Source organism: Microbacterium sp. Leaf159, from assembly GCF_001423615.1.
Classification (GTDB): Bacteria; Actinomycetota; Actinomycetes; order Actinomycetales; family Microbacteriaceae; genus Microbacterium.
Genome location: NZ_LMOU01000001.1, coordinates 2,705,069 through 2,721,474 on the forward strand (window position 1 = coordinate 2,705,069; position 16,406 = coordinate 2,721,474).

The following is a 16,406-nucleotide window of genomic DNA, read 5'->3' on the forward strand; positions in this document are numbered from 1 at the left end:
TGCGATCCGGGTGGTCGAGAAGCGGCCGGCCGGCGGTCCGATCACGGTCATGACCTCGGGTGCCTCTCTGATGCCCACGGACTCGGGCGAGCGCGTCGAGCTGGCGGTGGAGGTGCTCGACGGTCAGCAGGGCGCAGCCCGCGTGGCGCTCGGGATCGTGTGCGACGACATGGCGACGAACCGGCGGGTGCCCCCGGTCGGTGCCCCGTGGCGCAACAGCGAGCCGTTCCTCACCGGCACCCGGATCTCGGCGATCATGGTGACGCCCTCGCGCTGGGGCGCGTCGTTCGACGACGTCCGCGCCGATGACGGAGCGGTGATCGGGCACGTCCGCACCCTCCGGATGCTCACGGATGCCGAGGCCGGCTTCGCCTCGACGAAGGGGTGGGACGCCCTGGTCGCGGAGGCGGGGTCGGTGGATGCCCTGCTCGACGTCACTCGCGACGACGCCGCCTCGTCTCCGGGGCTCGCGGGCAATGCCCCTGTCTTCCTGTCGAAGCTGCATGCCGAGCATCCGCCCCGCTGGATCACGTTCACGGGCAGCGACCTGCAGTCGGTCACGGGGCTCGAGTCCGAGGAGTACATGAACGACTCCGCGAATCACGAGGTGTGGTCGGTCGACTCGTTCGTCGCCCGCTTTCCGTGGGTCGCGGCCTTCGTGCGTGAGGCGAAGTCCGGCCAGACCGGGCTGTTCACCGACGCCTCGGGGGCATACGTCCTCGAGGACGACTAGGGCTTATCCAGAGCGCCGCGGCTAGGCCGAGAAGCGCACGCCGGCCAGGTGCTCGGCGACGGACCACAGCTCGGCCCCCACGTCGACCGAGCGCACCTGCGCGCTCGCGGTGACCCGCTTCGGCGATCCGCGGAACTCGAGCAGACCGCCGGGACCCCAGTAGTCGCCGCCGGTGGCGTCGGCCGCGACCGCCGCGTGCACGATCGGCGCGGCCCCGGCATCCTTGCCCTGCACGAGGGGGCGGCTCAGCGAGGCGAACGCCCGCGTCGCGGCCGAGACGTCGGCGAGTCCGTCTCGGTGCGGAGTGAGCGGATCCACGGCGTAGCCGGGGTGGGCGCAGAGCGCCGAACGCGCCGTGCCCCGCCAGCGGCGGTTGAGTTCGAAGGCGAAGGCCATGAGGGCCGCTTTCGAGCGGCCGTACTGACGCAGGGAGGCTCCGGTCCACGGCTCTGAGAGCGTCGCGGGATCGATGTCGGCGAAGCGATGAGCGAGCGACCCGACCGCCACGACCCGCGCATCATCGGCGAGCACATGCCCGAGCTGCGCGAGCAGGGAGAAGTGCCCGATGAAGTTCGTGCCCACCATCAGATCCAGTCCGTCGGCGGTGCGCGCGTCGCGATCCGCCGCTTTGACCCCCGCGTTGCAGATCACCGCGTCGACGCGCTCGTCGAGCGAGGCGGCTGCTGCTCGGATGCTCGCGAGAGAGCCGAGATCGAGGGAGAGGATCCCGAGGTCCGCGCCCGGCACGTGAGAACGGATCGAGGAGGCGGCGACCTCTGCGCGCTCGGTCGACCGGCATCCGAGCAGCACCCGTGCGCCGTGTGCGGCGAGGATCTCGGCGCACCAGTATCCGATGCCCGCATTCGCCCCGGTCACGAGGATCGTGCGGCCGTGCAGGTCGGGTATTCCCGTCGCTGAGGAGGTCATGCTCTCCAACCTAGGTGGCGTTCGAAGAGCCTCAGGAAGAATTCTTCGACGAATCTGTGACGAATCCCCGCCCCCGCACGTCCTATCTGTGAGCGACCAACACGCTCCCGGTGAGGCCATCAGGTCTCGCAGCCGGCACCACGTGAGACAAGGAACCGTCATGGCAACTCAGGATCAGAACNNNNCCACCTCGCGTGTGGACCGCTCCTCCAGCTTCTCGACGTCGCGGATCCCCGCTGACTCGGATGCCGCGGGCAAGACCACCATCGCCGACGGCGTCGTGGCCAAGGTCGCCGGCATCGCCGCCCGTGAGGTCGCCGGCGTGTACGCGCTCGGTGGCGGCGGAGCACGCGCCTTCGGCGCCATCCGCGACGCCGTCAACGCCACCGACCTCTCGCAGGGCGTCAAGGTCGAGGTCGGCGAGACGCAGGCCGCCGCAGACCTGACCATCGTCGTCGAGTACCCCGCTCCCATCCAGGAGGTCGCGAACAACGTCCGCGCCGCCGTCGCCGGAGCCATCAGCCGCCTGGTCGGCCTCGAGGTCGTCGAGGTCAACGTCGAGGTCAACGACGTGCACGTGCCCGGCGACGACAGCACCGAGAACGAGGAGTCGCGCGTCTCATGACCCCCACCACCACGGGCGCCCTGATCGGCGCCCTCCTCGCCCTCGCGGCGCTGATGTTCGGATTCTGGGGCTTCCTGCTCATGGCTCTGTTCGTCGGCATCGGGGCGCTCATCGGTCGGATCGCCTCCGGCAAGCTCGACGTCCGCGGTCTCGCGGACGCCTTCACCGGGCGGCGTACCTCCTGATGCGCGCCGACCAGCACCTCGCCGCCGGTGGCGGCCCCGAGCGGGCCGCCACCGAGGCCACCGTCCCTGGTCGCGTCGACGTGAAAGAACGCGTCTACCGCACGGTCACCGAACAGGCGTCCGCAACCCTGATCGGTGTCCCTCGCGGTGACGTGAAGGTCGACGTGACCGAACACCCCGGCGGGATCGCGGTGCGCATCGCCACACCGCTTCCCGTCCCGGATCTCGACGACACCGTCGCGATCTCCCAGAGCGTCCCCGTGCTCGATCGGGCCCGTCAGCTGCAGGAGCAGCTCCAGCGGAACCTGACCGACGTCCTCGGACGCGACGTCACCCGCATCAACCTCACCATCACCGGTGCGACCATCCCCGAGAGGAGACGAGTGCGATGAGCNTGGCGGTCGTCCTCCTCATCCTCGCCCTGGCCTACATCGGGCTCGAGATCGTGCTGAGCCTTGCCGCCCAGCCCGCGCTCCTGCTCGGTCCCGCCGCGGCCGGCGGATGGATCGTGGGTCTGCCCACCGCGCAGCCCGCCGGACTCGTGATCGCCGGCAGCGTCGTGCTCGCCCTGATCGGGATCGTCTTCCTCGTGCTCGCCCTCACGCCTGGGCGCCTGTCGAAGCACACCCTCGAAGCGGGTGACCGGGCGGTCGTCGTCGACAACGGCGTGATCGCGAGCGCTCTCGCTCAGCACCTGTCTGAGGAGACGGGCCTCGCCCGTGACAACATCACCGTCGGTGTGGGCCACCGCGGAGTCGACGTCACCGTGCGGCCCGGCGCCGGCATCCCGCTCGACAAGGGCGCGGTGAAGTCCGCCGCCGAAGCCGAGCTGCAGACGTACCGGCTCACCAGGAGCGTCCGTACCCGGGTGCGCATCGAGCGCCCCACCGAGCAGGAGGACGAGCTGTGAACAACACGAACCGTGCGCTGAACCGCACACTGCTGCTGATCATCGGGCTGCTGTTCCTGGCCCTCGGCGCCGTCGGCATCGCGATCATGAGCTGGCCCACCGCGACGGACATCTGGACGTCGGCAGGCAAGGACGCCCGCTCCTGGCTCGACCAGGCGATCGCCGCCACCGCCATCGCGGGCGGCAGCCTCTCGTGGATCGGAATCGGTGCCGTCGCGGCGATCCTCGTGGTCGTCGTGCTGCTCATCCTCGCTCTCACCAGCATCGCCGGACGCCGCTCGAAGACGGCCTTCCGCTCGACGGGTGCCCAGAACCCGCTGGGTCGGGTCACCGTCACCGAGTCCTTCGTGTCGGATGCCGTGAAGAACTCGCTCGCCACGAGGGACGAGATCCTCTCGACCCAGGTCACGGCGAACGACATCCGCAACACGCCCGTGCTGCACGTGTCTGTCACGCCGCGGCAGAACACCGACCCGCGCGAGCTCGTCGATCACGTCGACCGGCTGCTCACCAACCTCGCCACGCTGACCGGCCGTGACACCGAGACCTATGTCTCGATCCACACCGGGCTCCGTGCGCGTCTCGCCCACGACCAGCGTCGACTGTCGTGAACACCGGTCGTCGCCCTCACTCTCAGGAAGCAGGAACCAGCATCATGCGAAACAAGATCCTCCTCATCGGCGCCGTAGCTTTCGTCGCCTACATCCTGGGCAGCCGGTCGGCGACCGTGCAGGTGAACAAGGGCGAGTCGGTCCGGCATCAGCTCGTACGGATGTGGAACGACCCCAAGGCGAAGAAGGAACGCGCCAAGACCGCCAAGAAGGCGGCCAAGGCTGCGGAGAAGGCGCTCGATCGGGTGCGCCGCTGACACCCGTCCACACACTTATCGTCGGTCGCGAAGAGCAACGGCGATAAGACGTCGGGAACCCTCCCGCCGTCACGATCACCCTCACGAAAGGAGCTCCTCATGGGACTCGACGACAAGATCAAGAACGCCGCTCAGGACATCGCCGGCAAGGCGAAGGAAGCGATCGGCAACGCGACCGACAACGACAAGCTCGCCGCCGAAGGCAAGGCCGACCAGGTCAAGGCCGACGCGAAGAAGGCCGGCGAGAACGTCAAGGACGCTTTCAAGAAGTAACACTCCGGCGCGGGCGGGTGGAGGGTGATTCACACCTCCACCCGCCCGTTGCTGTGTGCGCGCGGGAGTCGGCGTGAGACGATGCCGGGATGGATGCCGCTGCGGAGGAGGAACTGCGGGAGCTGCGGGCTCGCGCGTACGGCCCTCACGCCGACATCGCGACGGACCCGGCAGCACTCCGCCGGCTGCAGGAGCTCGAGTCGTCGCGTGCTGCGTCGTCCGCCCGACTCCGAGCGGGCGGGGCGACCGCTCTCGACGCCCCTGCCGCAGCCGCCGAGTTGCGCCTCGTGATCCCCGCTGCCGACGAATCCCGCGCGAGCGACGAGCTGCTCGATCGACTGGGTGACGACTCGCTCTGGGACGACCCCGTCGCGCACGATCAGCCGACGGAGGAAGCCGGCCGGCGGTCGCGTCTCGCGAGATGGCGGATGCCGCTGTGGGTGGCATCGGTCGTGGCGGCCGCTGCCGTGGCCGCCGCCGTGACCTTCGCCCTGACGTCGATGCCGTCGATCTCGTCATCGGCGGGGGCGCCGCAGATCGAGACGCTCGAACTGGCGCGCACCGGAGCCGTGCCCCCGGGGTGGTTCGGGGCGGAGACCGACGTCGCGGCCGCCGAGTTCTTCGGTCTGACGGTCTTCGAGAGCCCGGGATGGGTCTCGGAGTCGGGCGACCGCTCGTCGGAGAACCGCTGCATCTCGGTCGTCAGGACGGTCGATGTGCCCGACGAGGGTGCGGACGACGGGTCGTCGTCCATCAGCGGCCCGATGTACGCGGCATGCAGCATCGGCGCGTTCCCGGCTGAGGTCGTGGTGCCGATCGACGGTGAGATGCCGGAACAGCTGATCGAGCGTTATTCCTCGGGCGTCGCGCTCCAGTTCGTGCTCGACGGCGACCGCGTCGGAGTGTTCCTCGACAGCAGCGAGGAGTAGCAGGTCGGCCGCGCTGGCGAGCCGACGATGCGATCTATCCGGCGTCTGCGCCGGTGCGCACGACCGAGACGCCCAGCTCTTCGATGCCCGCGGCCGTGGCGTCGCTGAGCCCGGCATCCGTCACGATCAGGTCGAGATCGGTGAGGTCGAGCACGCGGTAGCGGCCGAAGGTGCCGTACTTCGAGCTGCCGGCGACGAGCACCGTCTCGCTCGCGCTCTCGAGGGCCGCCGTCTTGGGGGCGATCTTCGACTCGGTCGGCGTGGTGACGCCCCGCCGCAGATCCCACGATGACGACGAGAGGAAGGCGATGTCGATCGACAGCTCGTGCAGGGTGAGTGCGGCGAGCCGTCCGGTCGTCGACTGGTTCGCCTTCTCGACCCGCCCGCCGATCGCGATGATGTCGGCCGTCGGGTGATCGAGAAAGGCGGCGATGATCGCGAGATCGTTCGTCACGACGGTCAGATCGCGGATGCTCTCGAGATGCGGCCGCATCGCCTGGATCGTCGTGCCGGCATCGAGGTAGATGGTCATCGACTCGGTGACGAGGGATGCCGCGTGGCGGGCCATCCCGTCCTTCTCGGCGACGTCCTGACGAGCCTTCTCGAAACGCGACGGCTCGGTCACCAGGCGTGAGGCGATCTTGGCGCCGCCGGGGGTCGCGAGCACGCGACCGGCTTCTTCGAGCACCGAGATGTCGCGGCGGATCGTCATGTGGCTGACACCGACGAGGTCTGTGAGCTGGCGGTAGCTCAGCACACCCTCGCGGCGGAGGTGCTTGACGATCAGCTCGCGTCGCTGCTCGGGAATGAGCGGCGTGGATGCTGCGGGGGCGGGCTTCGTCATGTCGTGGTCAGCCTAGCGAACGAGGGCGGCGCTCTCGGTCCAGGGAGTGCCCCATCGTGCGGCCAGTGCCGCGACGTCGTCTGCGGGCAGCAGACGCCGGGGTCTGCCGTCGGTGAGCAGGGTGATGCGGCACGCTTCTTCGAGCTCGATCGCGGCTTCGATCGCGGCATCCAGACCGGGTGCCGAGACGATCTGACCGTGGTTGGCGAGCAGCGCGCCGTGGAATGAATGCGGGATCGCGAGCAGCTGAACGGCGAGGTCGGGGTCGCCCGGCACACGGAACGGGACGAGCGGACTCTGCCCGACCCGCATGACGAAGTAGGGCGTCAGGGGCGGGATCGCGCTCGTCTCCGACCAGGGCTCGAGGCAGCTCGCCGCGACCGAGAACGGAGAGTGGAGGTGCACGACCGCCGAGTGGCCGACGTTCTTCTCATAGAAGGCCAGATGCAGGGCGAGTTCCTTCGAGGGCTTCGCGCCGCGCACGAACGCGCCGTCGCGCGTGACGACCGCGATGTCGTCTTCCGACAGGCGGCCGAGGTCGGTGCCCGTGCCCGTCATGTAGACCAGGTCGTCGGCGAGGACGCTGACGTTACCGCTGCTTCCGGGGCTGATCCCCGCTGCGGCGACGCGGGCGCCCGCGGCGATCAGGTCGTCAATCGGTGAGGTCATCGAGCGCCCTCCAGGCGGTGGTGAACATGTCCTCGGAGCCGAAGTTCCCGGACTTGAGTGCGATGGTGAGCGGGCCGTGCGCCGAATCGGCGGCGCTCCAGCAGACGCCGGGCGCGATGCGAGGCCCGATGTGCAGGCGCTGGATGCCGAGGTGCTGGACGACGGAGCCCGAGGTCTCGCCGCCCGCGATGATCACCTGCGTGACGCCGAAATTCTCGACGGCGCGGGACACGATCTCCGAGAGCACGGCCTCGATGTGCCCCGCGACGGTGTTGCCCGAGGAGCCGCGGCGGATGTCGTCGAGCGAACCGACCGAGTACACGACGGGGATCTCTTCGGCGGCCAGGCCCTGCAGCCACGACACCGTCTCGGCGATCACGCTCTCGGGGTCCGTCGCGATGGATTCGATGTCGAGCTTGCGGGTCGGCAGGGTCCCGGCGGCATGCGCGATCTGCGCGCGGGTCTTCGCCGACGCGCTGCCGCACACGATCAGGCGTCGCCCCGGCACCGGTTCGATCTGCGAGAGCGTGCCGGGGCGCGGGCCGGTCATCCCGAGGGCGAGGCCCGCTCCGCCGCTCACGACGCGCCAGTCGGAGACGGCGGTGGCGATGGTCTCGAGATCGGCGTCGGTGATCGCGTCGACGACGGTGTAACCCGCAGGCGACGACGCCAGCGCGCTGCGCAACGCTGCGGGGCCCGCCCAGACGGTCGGGGCGGCGACCTCGTGGATCTTTCGGCTGGTCTGCGGGGCGAGGATGTCGCGGAGCCTCGACTGCGTCATCGGCGTGAGCGGGTGGTGACGCATGGGGGAGTGCTCGAGCAGCTCGTCGCCCACGAAGAGGTGACCGCGATAGACGGTGCGACCGTTGTCGGGGAAGGACGGCACGATGATGGTGCGCTGTTCGTCGAGCTCGTCCAGCACGGCGTCGAGGATCGGGCCGATGTTGCCCTCGGGCGTGGAGTCGAAGGTCGAGCAGTACTTGACATAGAACCGTCGCGCATCGAGCGCTTCGAGAGCCGCGACGGCTCGCACGCTCTGCGCGACGGCGGTGGCGACCGGTGCGGTGCGTGTCTTGAGTGCGACGACGACGGCATCCGCATCGCCGAGGCTCTGAGGGTCGAGAGGGGCGTCCTCGATCGACACCACGGCACGGAAGCCGCGTTCGCGCAGGGCGATGGCGAGATCCGTCGCGCCGGTGAAGTCGTCTGCGACTGCGCCGATTTCGATCACGCGTCCTCCTCGGGTAGGTGACACCATTTGACCACGTGTGAATCCATGTGAACAAATTTGATAATTCTGTATGACTGTGGAAAAGTGATCGACGCCCACCGGAGAACCCGCTCCGCAGGCATCGCACGACCGCACGGAACGTCCCGTGCAGAGGGGACCACCGATGACCCGCACTCCTGTTCGCGTCGCTCTCACCGGCGCACGCGGAGGCTTCGGCCGCACCTTCCTCGCCCAGCTCCGGTCGATCGACCGTATGACGGCGACTCAGCTCATCGACCCCGATGTCGACGGCGTGCGCACCCTCATCGCCGATCTCGGCGGTCTTCCGGACGCCGAGCCGATCCCCGGTCACGACGACGTCCGCTGGGAGGAGATCGACGTGCTCGTCGAGGCCTCGGGTCGTGTCGAGGCCGGCTATCGCTACGCCGCAGAGGCGATCAGCCGCGGCATCCACGTCGTGATGGTCAGCAAGGAGATCGAGAGCGTCGCAGGTGTCTCGCTCGCGAAGGCCGCACGAGAACGCGGTGTCGGCTACCTCCCCGGAGACGGTGACCAGCCCGCCAACCTGCTGCGCCTGCTCGACTGGGTCGAGAAGGTCGGTCTGCACGTGGTCGCCCTCGGCAAGTCCGGCGAGTACGACCTGGTGTTCGACCCCGCCACCGGCATCCTCGACCAGCAGGGCGAGAGGATCGACGCCGCGGGTCTCGGCGATCATCTGTTCCTCGCGGACGACATCCACGAGACCCTCGCCGCACGCGCCGCCATCGTCGCCCCGCTCAAGCGCGCTGCCGCCGCCGACTCGTGCGAGATGGCGGTCGTCTCGCTCTACTCGGGCGCCACCGCAGACGCCGAGCGCATGCACTACCCGGTCGCGCGTCCCAGCGAGCTGGCCGACATCTACGCCCGCCGCTCAGACGGCGGCCTGATCGCCACCGACCGCGCGGTCGATGTCTTCTCGGCCCTGCGTCTGCCCGGTGAGACGAGCTTCGCGGGCGGCGTCTTCACGATCGTCACCACGGGAGACACCGAGGTCTGGGAGCTGCTCGCGGGCAAGGGGCACATCGTCTCGCGCTCTGGCGAGTACGCCTGCATCTACTGGCCGTACCACTACATGGGCGTCGAGACGCCGCTCACGATCGACGCCGTCGCCTCCGGTGCGACGCCGTTCGCCGAGCCGCGCCACCACACCGTGCTCGCCGCTCGCGCCTCCGAGCCGCTCGCCGCCGGTACGACGTTCGAGGTGCGAGGCCACCACCACGAGATCGACGGCGTGCGCCCCGTGATCATCGACCGCGCCGACGCCCTCAGTGACACCGACGATGCGCTCGCGGCCGCCTACTACCTGCTCTCCGGCGCGCGACTCGTGCGCGAGGTCGCCGAGGGCGAGCTCATCCGCATCTCTGACCTCGAGGGCGTCGCGGACGACGTGCGCGACGCGTTCGTGGAGGGTGTGCGGCTGTGACCGTCGAGGCTGCTCGCCGCATCCGCGAGGCTCGTCTGCCCGAGGGGTACGAGCTGCGAATCGTCGACGGGCACCACCACTTCTGGGATCTCGACGGCGACGGCCACTGGCCGTGGATCCAGGACGAGTACAACGAGGACTTCTTCCTCGGCGACTACAACGCCATGCGTCGCACCTTCCTGCCGCGTGAGTACCTCGCCGAGACCGTGGGCTGGAACATCGTGGGCACCGTGCACTGCGAGGCCGAGCGCAGCCGCAGCGAGCAGGTCGAGGAGGATGACTTCCTGCAGACGCTCAGCGACGCGACCGCCGGACGGTTCCCGCTCGCCGCCGTCGCGCACGTCGGATTCCTGCAGGCCGACCGTGACGAGGTGCTGGCCGCTCACGCACAGCGCTCGATCGTGCGCGGCATCCGCTCGAAGCCCGTGATCGCCGCTCGCGCCGACGAGCGCGCGACCGGCGCCGGTACGCTCCATGATCCGAAGTGGGTCGAGGGGATCGCCGCTCTCGCGGCACACGGATTCTCGTGGGACCTGCGCGTTCCCTCCCACCACCTGGCCGAGGCGGCCGACGTGCTGGCCGCCTTCCCCGATCTCCCCGTCGTCGTGAACCACTGCGGCCTGCCGCTCGATCGCTCGGCCGAGGGACTCCGTGTGTGGCGCGACGGCATGGAGCGCCTCGCCGCGCTGCCCCGCACCGTCGTCAAGGTGTCTGAGCTGGGCCTCTACCCCAACCGCTGGGATCGCCCGTCGAACGAGGTCGTGGTCAGAGACACCCTCGCGATCTTCGGCGCCGATCGCGCGCTGTTCGCCTCGAATCTGCCGGTCGCGACGCTGACCGCCCCCGACTTCGACGAGGTGATGGACACGATCCTCGCCGGTGCCGCAGGCCTCGACTCCGCGGGCCTCGATGCGCTGTTCCACGGCACCGCCGCGCGGGTCTACCGCCTCGACCTCTCTTCCCTTCCCTCCGACTCGCTCTCCAAGGACCACTGATGACCACCGTCGACAAGGGCACCGCCGCCCGCACCGCACGCCCCACGAAGATCCGCTGGTGGGTCATCGTCGTGCTGTTCGTCTTCTACACGATCAACTGCATCGACCGGGCCTCGCTCTCGGTCGCCCTGCCCACCATCAGCGCCGAGTTCCTGCTCGAACCCGCCGTGCAGGGCCTCATCCTCTCGGCGTTCTTCTGGACGTACTGCCTCTTCCAGATCCCCGGCGGCGCGGCCGCCGACAGGTTCGGACCGCGCAGGGTGATCGGCATCGCCGCCGTCATCTGGGGCTCCTTCACCGCGCTGGCAGGGCTCGCGGTCAACGCCGTGATGCTCGTGCTCAGTCGCCTCGGCCTCGGAGCCTTCGAGGCACCGTACATGCCGTCGGCCAACAAGCTCGTCACCCGCTGGCTGCCGGCGAAGCACCGCGCCACCGGTGTCACCCTCATCGACTCCGGAGCGCCGCTCGGATCGGCCTTCGGCGCTCTCGTCGTCACAGGCCTGATCACGGCGACGGGATCGTGGCGCTGGTCGTTCATCATCATCGGTCTCGCCACGGTCGTGATCGGCATCGGCGTCGCTCTTTTCATCCGCAACCACCCTTCGGAGCATCCGCTCGTCAACCGCGCCGAGGAGGAGCTGATCCGCTCGGGCGGCGTCGAGGAGCGCATGGACGAGGAGCCGCCGGGCATGAGCCGGGCGACCGTCTTCTGGATGGTCGTCGGCCGCATCGGCTGGGCCATGGTCTTCTGGGGTCTGGTCACCTGGGGCCCGACGTACCTCTCGCAGGCTCGGGGCCTCGACCTTGCGGCGATGGGATTCGCGACCTTCCTCATCTTCCTGTGCGGAGCCTGCGGTGAGATCCTCAGCGGCATCCTCGCCGACACCCTGCAGAAGCGCATGTCCCCGAACCGCGCCTTCAAGCTGCTGTTCGGCGGATCCGGCGCCCTCAGCCTGCTCGCGCTCGCCGCACTGCCGTTCGTGAGCGATGCCGCGACAGCGGTGACCCTGCTCTGCATCGGAGTGTTCTTCAACCTGTTCGGCGGCCTGTACTGGACGATCCCCGGTCGTCTGGCCAAGCCCGAGCGTGTGGGCGTCGTCGGCGGCGTGATGAACTTCGCCGGCACCTCGGCGGGCATCGTCGTGCCGATCGTCGCAGGCCTGCTGGTGCAGTTCACCGGCGGCTACACCGCGGTGCTCATCTACCTCGCGGTCTGCGCAGCGATCTACCTCGTCGGCTCGCTCTCGATCGACTTCGAGGGGCGCGGCGTGCGCAAGGCGGCCGTGCATGCCTGAGCTCTACGACGGGCCGATCATCGACTCGCATCACCACGTGTGGGATCTCGGCCTCGGCCGGCACCCGTGGCTGGCCGCGGGCGCGAGCGTCGCCCACCGTTACGGCGACTACGAGCCCATCAAGCGCGACTACCTGCCGGCCGACTACCTGCGGGACATCGTGGGAACGGGCGTCGTCGCCTCGGTCTACATGGAGGCCGAGTGGACGCCGGGCGACGGCATGGCTGAGGTGCGCACCGTCGAGCGGTATCGCGAGGAGTCGGGCGTACCAGGCTCGATGGTCGCTCAGGCCTGGCTCGACGCTCCGGATGCCGCCGAGCGCCTGTCCGAGCTGGCCGCCGCGCCCGCGGTGAAGAGCGTTCGGCACAAGCCCGGTGGGGCGACGTCGCGGGCTGACGCCGAGGCGGGCGTGCCCTCGCTGCTGAGCGACGACTCCTGGCGCGAGGGCTATGCGCATCTCGCCGAGCACGGTCTGCACTTCGACCTGCAGACGCCGTGGTGGAACCTCGACGAGGCGCACCGTCTCGCCGTCGACTTCCCCGAGACGACGATCGTGATCGATCACGCGGGCGTGCTCGCGTCTCGCGACGACGAGACGGTCGCGGCCTGGCGCGCTGACCTCGAGCGAGCCGCTGGGGCACCCAATGTCGTGATCAAGGCGTCGGGGCTCTGCGTCGCCGGAACGCCGTGGACCGTGGAGGCCAACCGCGGCCCGATCGAGGATCTCGTGAGGATCTTCGGTGCCGAGCGTGTCATGTTCGGGAGCAACTTCCCTGTCGACGGCATGTTCATCGATTTCCGTGGCCTGGTCGACGGCTACCGCGAGATCCTCTCCGCTTTCGACTCCGACGCCCAGCGTGCGGTGTTCCACGACACTGCCGAGCGCGTGTACGACCCCAGACCCTTCATCGACCCGCTCTCCTGACACCGACCCGATCCCAGACCAACGACCAAGGACCCCCATGAACGTCAACGACGACAAGCTCTTCCGGAAGGTGATGCTGCGCGTGCTCCCGCTCGCGATGCTCGGCTTCTTCCTCTCCTACCTCGACCGCGTGAACATCGGATACGCGCAGGCGACCATGAGCGCCGACCTCGGCTTCTCGAACGTCGTCTACGGCCTCGGCGCCGGGCTGTTCTTCATCGGATACTTCATCTTCGAGATCCCCTCGAACCTCATCCTCGCCAAGGTCGGCGCGCGCCGCTGGATCGCGCGCATCATGATCACCTGGGGGCTTATCTCGGGACTCATGTTCATCGTCGACAGCGAGTGGATGTTCTACCTGCTGCGCTTCCTGCTCGGTGTCGCCGAGGCCGGGTTCATCCCCGGCATCCTCTTCTACATGGCGCACTGGTTCCCGGCCAGCCGTCGCGGTCGCGCCTGGGGAATCTTCTACATCGCACTCGCGTCGTCCGGCCTGATCGGTGGACCCGTCTCCGGGTTCATCCTCAGCGGCATGGACGGCGTCTGGGGCCATGCAGGGTGGCAATGGCTGTTCGTGATCGAGGCGATCCCGACCGTGCTGCTCGGCATCGTCATCCTGTTCTGCCTGCAGGAGGACTACCGCACCGTCACCTGGCTCACCGAACCCGAGCGCGATCGTCTCGGCACCCTGCTCGCGGCTGAGCGCGTCGACGAGGCCGAGACCCCGCTGCGCAAGGTCTTCACGAGCAAGCTGATCTGGTTGCTCACCGCCGTCTACTTCTCATACAACTTCGCCCTCTACGGCATCAGCTTCTGGCTGCCGACCCTGATCGGCGACCTCGGCATCACCGACACCGTGCAGGTCGGCTTCCTCAGCGCCCTGCCGAGCCTCGCCGCGATCGTGTCGATGGTGACGTTCGGGTTCCTGTCGGACCGTGCGGGCGAGCGGCGGAAGTTCATCGCCGCGGCCTTCCTGCTCAGCGCCACGGGCTTCGCGATCTGCATCATCGCGGGCACCGATCCGGTCTGGGGCATCATCGGACTCTGCCTCGCGAACGCCGGTGCCCTGTCGATCCCCGCGATCTTCTGGAGCTTCCAGACGTCGATGCTCGCCGGAACCGCCCTCGCCGGCGGCATCGCGCTCATCAACTCGACCGGAAACCTCGCCGGCTTCGCAGCGCCGTACCTGATCGGCTTCGTGAAGGACACCACCGGAGTCGCGACGATCGCGCTGTACATCACGGGCGCCATCATGATCATCGGCGCGATCCTCACCATGACAGTGCGGCAGCATCGCGCGGTCAACACGGCGAAGGATCTCCCCTCGGAGCTCGTCTCGAAGTAGTCCCCCGCTGCTTCTCCCCGGGACCGGCGAAGCCCCCGCACGCGACTGCGTGCGGGGGCTTCGTCGTGCGGCTCGTGCAGGTCAGCGCCGGATCGGCAGCTCAAACCGAACGCCAGCGAGCTTCTCCAGCTGGTCCCACACGCTCTTCGCGAGTTCGGCGGGAGGGGTGTGGGTGCGCGCTGAGGGCTCGACCCGCACGGGCAGTCCGCGCAGTCGCCCAGCAGGGGAGTAGTACTCGCCGCCCAGCGCTGCGGGATCCGTGAGCGCACGGACCGCAGCCCAGGCGGCGGTGTCCTTGCCCTGGGCCCAGAGCGTGTAGGGGTTGCGCTGGTACGGCGTCGTGGCATCGCGGATGCCGGCTCGCGTCGGGGTCTTGGCATCGACACCCACGCCGGGCCGCACGACGAGCGAGGCGACCGGAAGGGCTGCGGCCCGCAGGCGGCGGTCGAGTTCGAAGGCGAACACCTCGGTGACGGTCTTGGCTTTGGTGTACGCCGCGATGGCGGTGCGCGGGGTCGCCCTGACGTCATCCACGTCGACTCGGAACTGCGACACGAAGCCGGTCGACGTGTGCACGATGCGGCTCGCGACCCCCTCCGCCTCTCCTGGTCGATCACGACGCTCCGCACGGAGGCTCCGGGCACCTGGTCGCGGATGGAGGCCTCGGCGAGGCGCAGCTTCGACTCGGACCGCGACGCGAGCACGACGTCGGCGCCCGCCGCAGCGACCTGCTCGGCGGCGAAGTAGCCGATGCCCGCGGTCGCTCCCGTGACGACGATCGTGCGTCCGGTGCGGTCGGGAAGACGGTCAGGATTCCAGTTCACTTCTGCCCTCGTTCTCTAAGCGGATTTCTTATCCGGTTAGACCGTAGCATAAACGGAATGTCTATCCGCTTGCGCTGCTAGGATCGGAGGATGGCACAGATACGGGCGGATGCGGCGCGCAGCCGAGCACGGATCCTCGACGCCGCGCGTGCTCGACCGTCGGGGGGCCTGCGGCTGAACGACGTCGCCCGCGATGCCGGGCTCGGCGTCGGCACGGTGTATCGCCACTTCCCGTCGGTGCATGCGCTCACCGAGGCGCTCGCGGTCGAGACGCTGGAGCGCATGGTCATGATCGCCCGGGCGGCGGCCGAGCATCCGGACACCGAAAGCGCTCTGGCCACGTTCCTCGGCGAAGCGCTGGCGCTGCAGCTGCAGGATGGCGGCCTTCAGGCCGTGCTGCTCTCACCCGACGATGAAGAGCAGTCCGTGCGCGACATGAAGATCGAGATCTTCGCCGCGTTCGAGAGTGTGCTTCAGCGAGCGCGCGAGGCGAAACTCGTCCGACCCGACCTGTCCATCGTGCAGATCGAGCACCTCGTGTGCGGCATCGAGCACGCCGTGCGCATCGGAGAGCCGGAAGACAGGCAGCTCTTCCTCGACGTCATGCTCGCCGGCATCCGCCCGACGGTCTAGAGCCCGCTCGCCCCCACGGCGGCCCCGACGCGCGGCACCCCGGCATACCCCGGGCGGATGAACCACGACGGCAGCGCTCGCCGCAGGTGACTCGGGCCCGTCGTCGTGGCGTCGTCCGCGAGCAGCAGCGTCGTCCACTCGATGTCGCCGCGCCAGAACCGGGTCAGGGAGCGCAGCGAGCAGCGCACCTCGATCGCGACCTCGTAACCGGGATCGGCGTCGCACACGTCGGCATCCCCGTCGTGGATCACCAGCCACCACCGGCGCCGCGCCGGACTCGCATCCGTGAAGTGCAGGGCGATCACCGTGCGCGCATCGGGAACGGTCTCGTGGTCGATGTTGCGATGCATGTCCCAGAGCAGCAGCTTGGGGTCGAGATCGGCGTCGCCGAGTTCGCCGATCCATCGCACGCCCCAGGCCGAGAGCTGCTCGACGACGGGCCGCAGCTCGGCGCCCGCCGGGGTGAGCACATAGCGGACGTCGGTGCCCAGGGCGATGCGCTCGATCAGTCCCGCGCGCTGCAGTTGGTCGAGCCGATGCGAGAGCAGCGTGGGCGACATGCGGGGGAGGCCCCGACGCAGGTCGTTGAAGTGCTCGGTGCCGAGCAGCAGCTCGCGAAGGAGGAGCATCGTCCACCGCTCGTCCAGCAGCTCCATCGCCTTGGCGACGGGGCAGAACTGGTAATAGGGGGCGCCCACGAGCCTCACGATAGACCCGGTACAGATCCGATACT

Annotated in this window: 19 protein-coding genes and 2 pseudogenes; 14 read left to right on the forward strand and 7 right to left on the reverse strand. The window is 69.0% G+C overall.

The window, feature by feature from the left end; genetic code table 11:
* Positions 1 to 754 precede the first annotated feature (754 nt).
* A complete protein-coding gene (locus tag ASF80_RS12800) occupies positions 755 to 1,660 on the reverse strand; it encodes an SDR family NAD(P)-dependent oxidoreductase (RefSeq protein WP_056311286.1) in 906 nt (301 codons plus the stop codon).
* Between the two features lie 185 nt (positions 1,661 to 1,845).
* Here ASF80_RS12800 and ASF80_RS12805 point away from each other — a divergent pair.
* The 8 genes and pseudogenes from ASF80_RS12805 to ASF80_RS12840 all read left to right on the forward strand — a co-directional run.
* Positions 1,846 to 2,285, forward strand: a pseudogene (locus ASF80_RS12805) (Asp23/Gls24 family envelope stress response protein); the annotation flags it as partial.
* Positions 2,282 to 2,470: a DUF2273 domain-containing protein gene (locus tag ASF80_RS12810; protein WP_056311290.1), complete on the forward strand. Its 189-nt coding sequence runs from the start codon at positions 2,282 to 2,284 to the stop codon at positions 2,468 to 2,470. The pseudogene ASF80_RS12805 and the gene ASF80_RS12810, both read left to right, overlap by 4 nt.
* On the forward strand, positions 2,470 to 2,862 hold the full coding sequence (locus tag ASF80_RS12815; protein WP_056311292.1) for a hypothetical protein: 393 nt from the start codon (positions 2,470 to 2,472) through the stop codon (positions 2,860 to 2,862). Before ASF80_RS12810 ends, ASF80_RS12815 begins: the two co-directional genes overlap by 1 nt.
* 167 nt (positions 2,863 to 3,029) lie before the next feature.
* Positions 3,030 to 3,380, forward strand: a complete 351-nt coding sequence (locus ASF80_RS19405) for a DUF6286 domain-containing protein (protein ID WP_268776035.1) — start codon at positions 3,030 to 3,032, stop codon at positions 3,378 to 3,380.
* Complete coding sequence (locus ASF80_RS12825; RefSeq protein ID WP_056311294.1) at positions 3,377 to 3,991, forward strand: hypothetical protein; 615 nt, start codon at positions 3,377 to 3,379, stop codon at positions 3,989 to 3,991. The genes ASF80_RS19405 and ASF80_RS12825 overlap by 4 nt, the downstream gene beginning before the upstream one ends.
* A 44-nt stretch (positions 3,992 to 4,035) precedes the next feature.
* On the forward strand, positions 4,036 to 4,248 hold the full coding sequence (locus ASF80_RS12830; protein ID WP_056311296.1) for a hypothetical protein: 213 nt from the start codon (positions 4,036 to 4,038) through the stop codon (positions 4,246 to 4,248).
* A gap of 99 nt (positions 4,249 to 4,347) precedes the next feature.
* Positions 4,348 to 4,521 (forward strand): CsbD family protein, encoded by a 174-nt coding sequence (locus tag ASF80_RS12835; protein ID WP_053098095.1) that lies wholly within the window; start codon positions 4,348 to 4,350, stop codon positions 4,519 to 4,521.
* 89 nt (positions 4,522 to 4,610) lie between these two features.
* Complete coding sequence (locus tag ASF80_RS12840) at positions 4,611 to 5,450, forward strand: hypothetical protein (RefSeq protein ID WP_056311297.1); 840 nt, start codon at positions 4,611 to 4,613, stop codon at positions 5,448 to 5,450.
* A 34-nt stretch (positions 5,451 to 5,484) separates the two neighbouring features.
* On the opposite strand, the gene ASF80_RS12845 is transcribed toward ASF80_RS12840, so the two are convergent.
* Genes ASF80_RS12845 through otnK form a run of 3 tightly spaced genes read right to left on the reverse strand, consistent with a single transcriptional unit; the run spans position 5,485 to position 8,194 of the window.
* Positions 5,485 to 6,294, reverse strand: a complete 810-nt coding sequence (locus ASF80_RS12845) for a DeoR/GlpR family DNA-binding transcription regulator (RefSeq protein ID WP_056311299.1) — start codon at positions 6,292 to 6,294, stop codon at positions 5,485 to 5,487.
* Between the two features lie 12 nt (positions 6,295 to 6,306).
* Positions 6,307 to 6,963 carry a class II aldolase/adducin family protein gene (locus ASF80_RS12850; RefSeq protein ID WP_056311301.1) on the reverse strand — a complete coding sequence of 219 codons (657 nt, stop codon included), beginning with the start codon at positions 6,961 to 6,963 and terminating at the stop codon, positions 6,307 to 6,309.
* Complete coding sequence (gene otnK / locus ASF80_RS12855; RefSeq protein WP_157521053.1) at positions 6,947 to 8,194, reverse strand: 3-oxo-tetronate kinase; 1,248 nt, start codon at positions 8,192 to 8,194, stop codon at positions 6,947 to 6,949. The genes ASF80_RS12850 and otnK overlap by 17 nt, the downstream gene beginning before the upstream one ends.
* Positions 8,195 to 8,357: 163 nt before the next feature.
* Between otnK and ASF80_RS12860 the strand changes: the two genes are divergently transcribed.
* Genes ASF80_RS12860 through ASF80_RS12880 form a run of 5 tightly spaced genes read left to right on the forward strand, consistent with a single transcriptional unit; the run spans position 8,358 to position 14,216 of the window.
* Positions 8,358 to 9,656 carry a homoserine dehydrogenase gene (locus ASF80_RS12860; RefSeq protein ID WP_056311305.1) on the forward strand — a complete coding sequence of 433 codons (1,299 nt, stop codon included), beginning with the start codon at positions 8,358 to 8,360 and terminating at the stop codon, positions 9,654 to 9,656.
* Positions 9,653 to 10,651: an amidohydrolase family protein gene (locus ASF80_RS12865; RefSeq protein ID WP_200934785.1), complete on the forward strand. Its 999-nt coding sequence runs from the start codon at positions 9,653 to 9,655 to the stop codon at positions 10,649 to 10,651. Before ASF80_RS12860 ends, ASF80_RS12865 begins: the two co-directional genes overlap by 4 nt.
* The gene (locus ASF80_RS12870) at positions 10,651 to 11,946 is read left to right on the forward strand and encodes an MFS transporter (RefSeq protein ID WP_056311306.1); all 1,296 of its coding nucleotides are present in this window, start codon (positions 10,651 to 10,653) and stop codon (positions 11,944 to 11,946) included. The genes ASF80_RS12865 and ASF80_RS12870 overlap by 1 nt, the downstream gene beginning before the upstream one ends.
* The gene (locus tag ASF80_RS12875) at positions 11,939 to 12,871 is read left to right on the forward strand and encodes an amidohydrolase family protein (RefSeq protein ID WP_056311308.1); all 933 of its coding nucleotides are present in this window, start codon (positions 11,939 to 11,941) and stop codon (positions 12,869 to 12,871) included. Before ASF80_RS12870 ends, ASF80_RS12875 begins: the two co-directional genes overlap by 8 nt.
* Positions 12,872 to 12,908: 37 nt before the next feature.
* Entirely contained in the window at positions 12,909 to 14,216 is a 1,308-nt protein-coding gene (locus ASF80_RS12880) for an MFS transporter (RefSeq protein WP_056311310.1), read from the forward strand.
* A gap of 81 nt (positions 14,217 to 14,297) precedes the next feature.
* Here ASF80_RS12880 and ASF80_RS12885 read toward each other — a convergent pair whose 3' ends face one another.
* Positions 14,298 to 14,792 (reverse strand): hypothetical protein, encoded by a 495-nt coding sequence (locus tag ASF80_RS12885; protein ID WP_235559969.1) that lies wholly within the window; start codon positions 14,790 to 14,792, stop codon positions 14,298 to 14,300.
* A gap of 80 nt (positions 14,793 to 14,872) precedes the next feature.
* Positions 14,873 to 15,040: pseudogene (locus ASF80_RS19410) on the reverse strand (SDR family NAD(P)-dependent oxidoreductase); the annotation flags it as partial.
* A gap of 90 nt (positions 15,041 to 15,130) precedes the next feature.
* On the opposite strand from ASF80_RS19410, the gene ASF80_RS12890 reads away from it, so the two are divergent.
* The gene (locus tag ASF80_RS12890) at positions 15,131 to 15,673 is read left to right on the forward strand and encodes a TetR/AcrR family transcriptional regulator (protein ID WP_056311312.1); all 543 of its coding nucleotides are present in this window, start codon (positions 15,131 to 15,133) and stop codon (positions 15,671 to 15,673) included.
* Here the strand turns inward: ASF80_RS12890 and ASF80_RS12895 are convergent.
* Complete coding sequence (locus ASF80_RS12895) at positions 15,670 to 16,371, reverse strand: winged helix-turn-helix transcriptional regulator (RefSeq protein WP_056311314.1); 702 nt, start codon at positions 16,369 to 16,371, stop codon at positions 15,670 to 15,672. The two genes, ASF80_RS12890 and ASF80_RS12895, sit on opposite strands and share 4 nt — an antisense overlap.
* Positions 16,372 to 16,406: the final 35 nt, after the last annotated feature.

Excerpts from the sequence above, each read along its gene's own strand:
- ASF80_RS12800 (WP_056311286.1), bottom strand. The coding sequence starts at position 1,660 with ATGACCTCCTCAGCGACGGGAATACCCGACCTGCACGGCCGCACGATC.
- ASF80_RS12830 (WP_056311296.1), top strand. The coding sequence starts at position 4,036 with ATGCGAAACAAGATCCTCCTCATCGGCGCCGTAGCTTTCGTCGCCTAC.
- ASF80_RS12870 (WP_056311306.1), top strand. The coding sequence starts at position 10,651 with ATGACCACCGTCGACAAGGGCACCGCCGCCCGCACCGCACGCCCCACG.
- ASF80_RS12835 (WP_053098095.1), top strand. The coding sequence starts at position 4,348 with ATGGGACTCGACGACAAGATCAAGAACGCCGCTCAGGACATCGCCGGC.
- ASF80_RS12815 (WP_056311292.1), top strand. The coding sequence starts at position 2,470 with ATGCGCGCCGACCAGCACCTCGCCGCCGGTGGCGGCCCCGAGCGGGCC.
- ASF80_RS12880 (WP_056311310.1), top strand. The coding sequence starts at position 12,909 with ATGAACGTCAACGACGACAAGCTCTTCCGGAAGGTGATGCTGCGCGTG.
- ASF80_RS12860 (WP_056311305.1), top strand. The coding sequence starts at position 8,358 with ATGACCCGCACTCCTGTTCGCGTCGCTCTCACCGGCGCACGCGGAGGC.
- ASF80_RS12875 (WP_056311308.1), top strand. The coding sequence starts at position 11,939 with ATGCCTGAGCTCTACGACGGGCCGATCATCGACTCGCATCACCACGTG.
- ASF80_RS12890 (WP_056311312.1), top strand. The coding sequence starts at position 15,131 with ATGGCACAGATACGGGCGGATGCGGCGCGCAGCCGAGCACGGATCCTC.
- ASF80_RS12810 (WP_056311290.1), top strand. The coding sequence starts at position 2,282 with ATGACCCCCACCACCACGGGCGCCCTGATCGGCGCCCTCCTCGCCCTC.
- ASF80_RS12840 (WP_056311297.1), top strand. The coding sequence starts at position 4,611 with ATGGATGCCGCTGCGGAGGAGGAACTGCGGGAGCTGCGGGCTCGCGCG.
- ASF80_RS12845 (WP_056311299.1), bottom strand. The coding sequence starts at position 6,294 with ATGACGAAGCCCGCCCCCGCAGCATCCACGCCGCTCATTCCCGAGCAG.
- ASF80_RS12850 (WP_056311301.1), bottom strand. The coding sequence starts at position 6,963 with ATGACCTCACCGATTGACGACCTGATCGCCGCGGGCGCCCGCGTCGCC.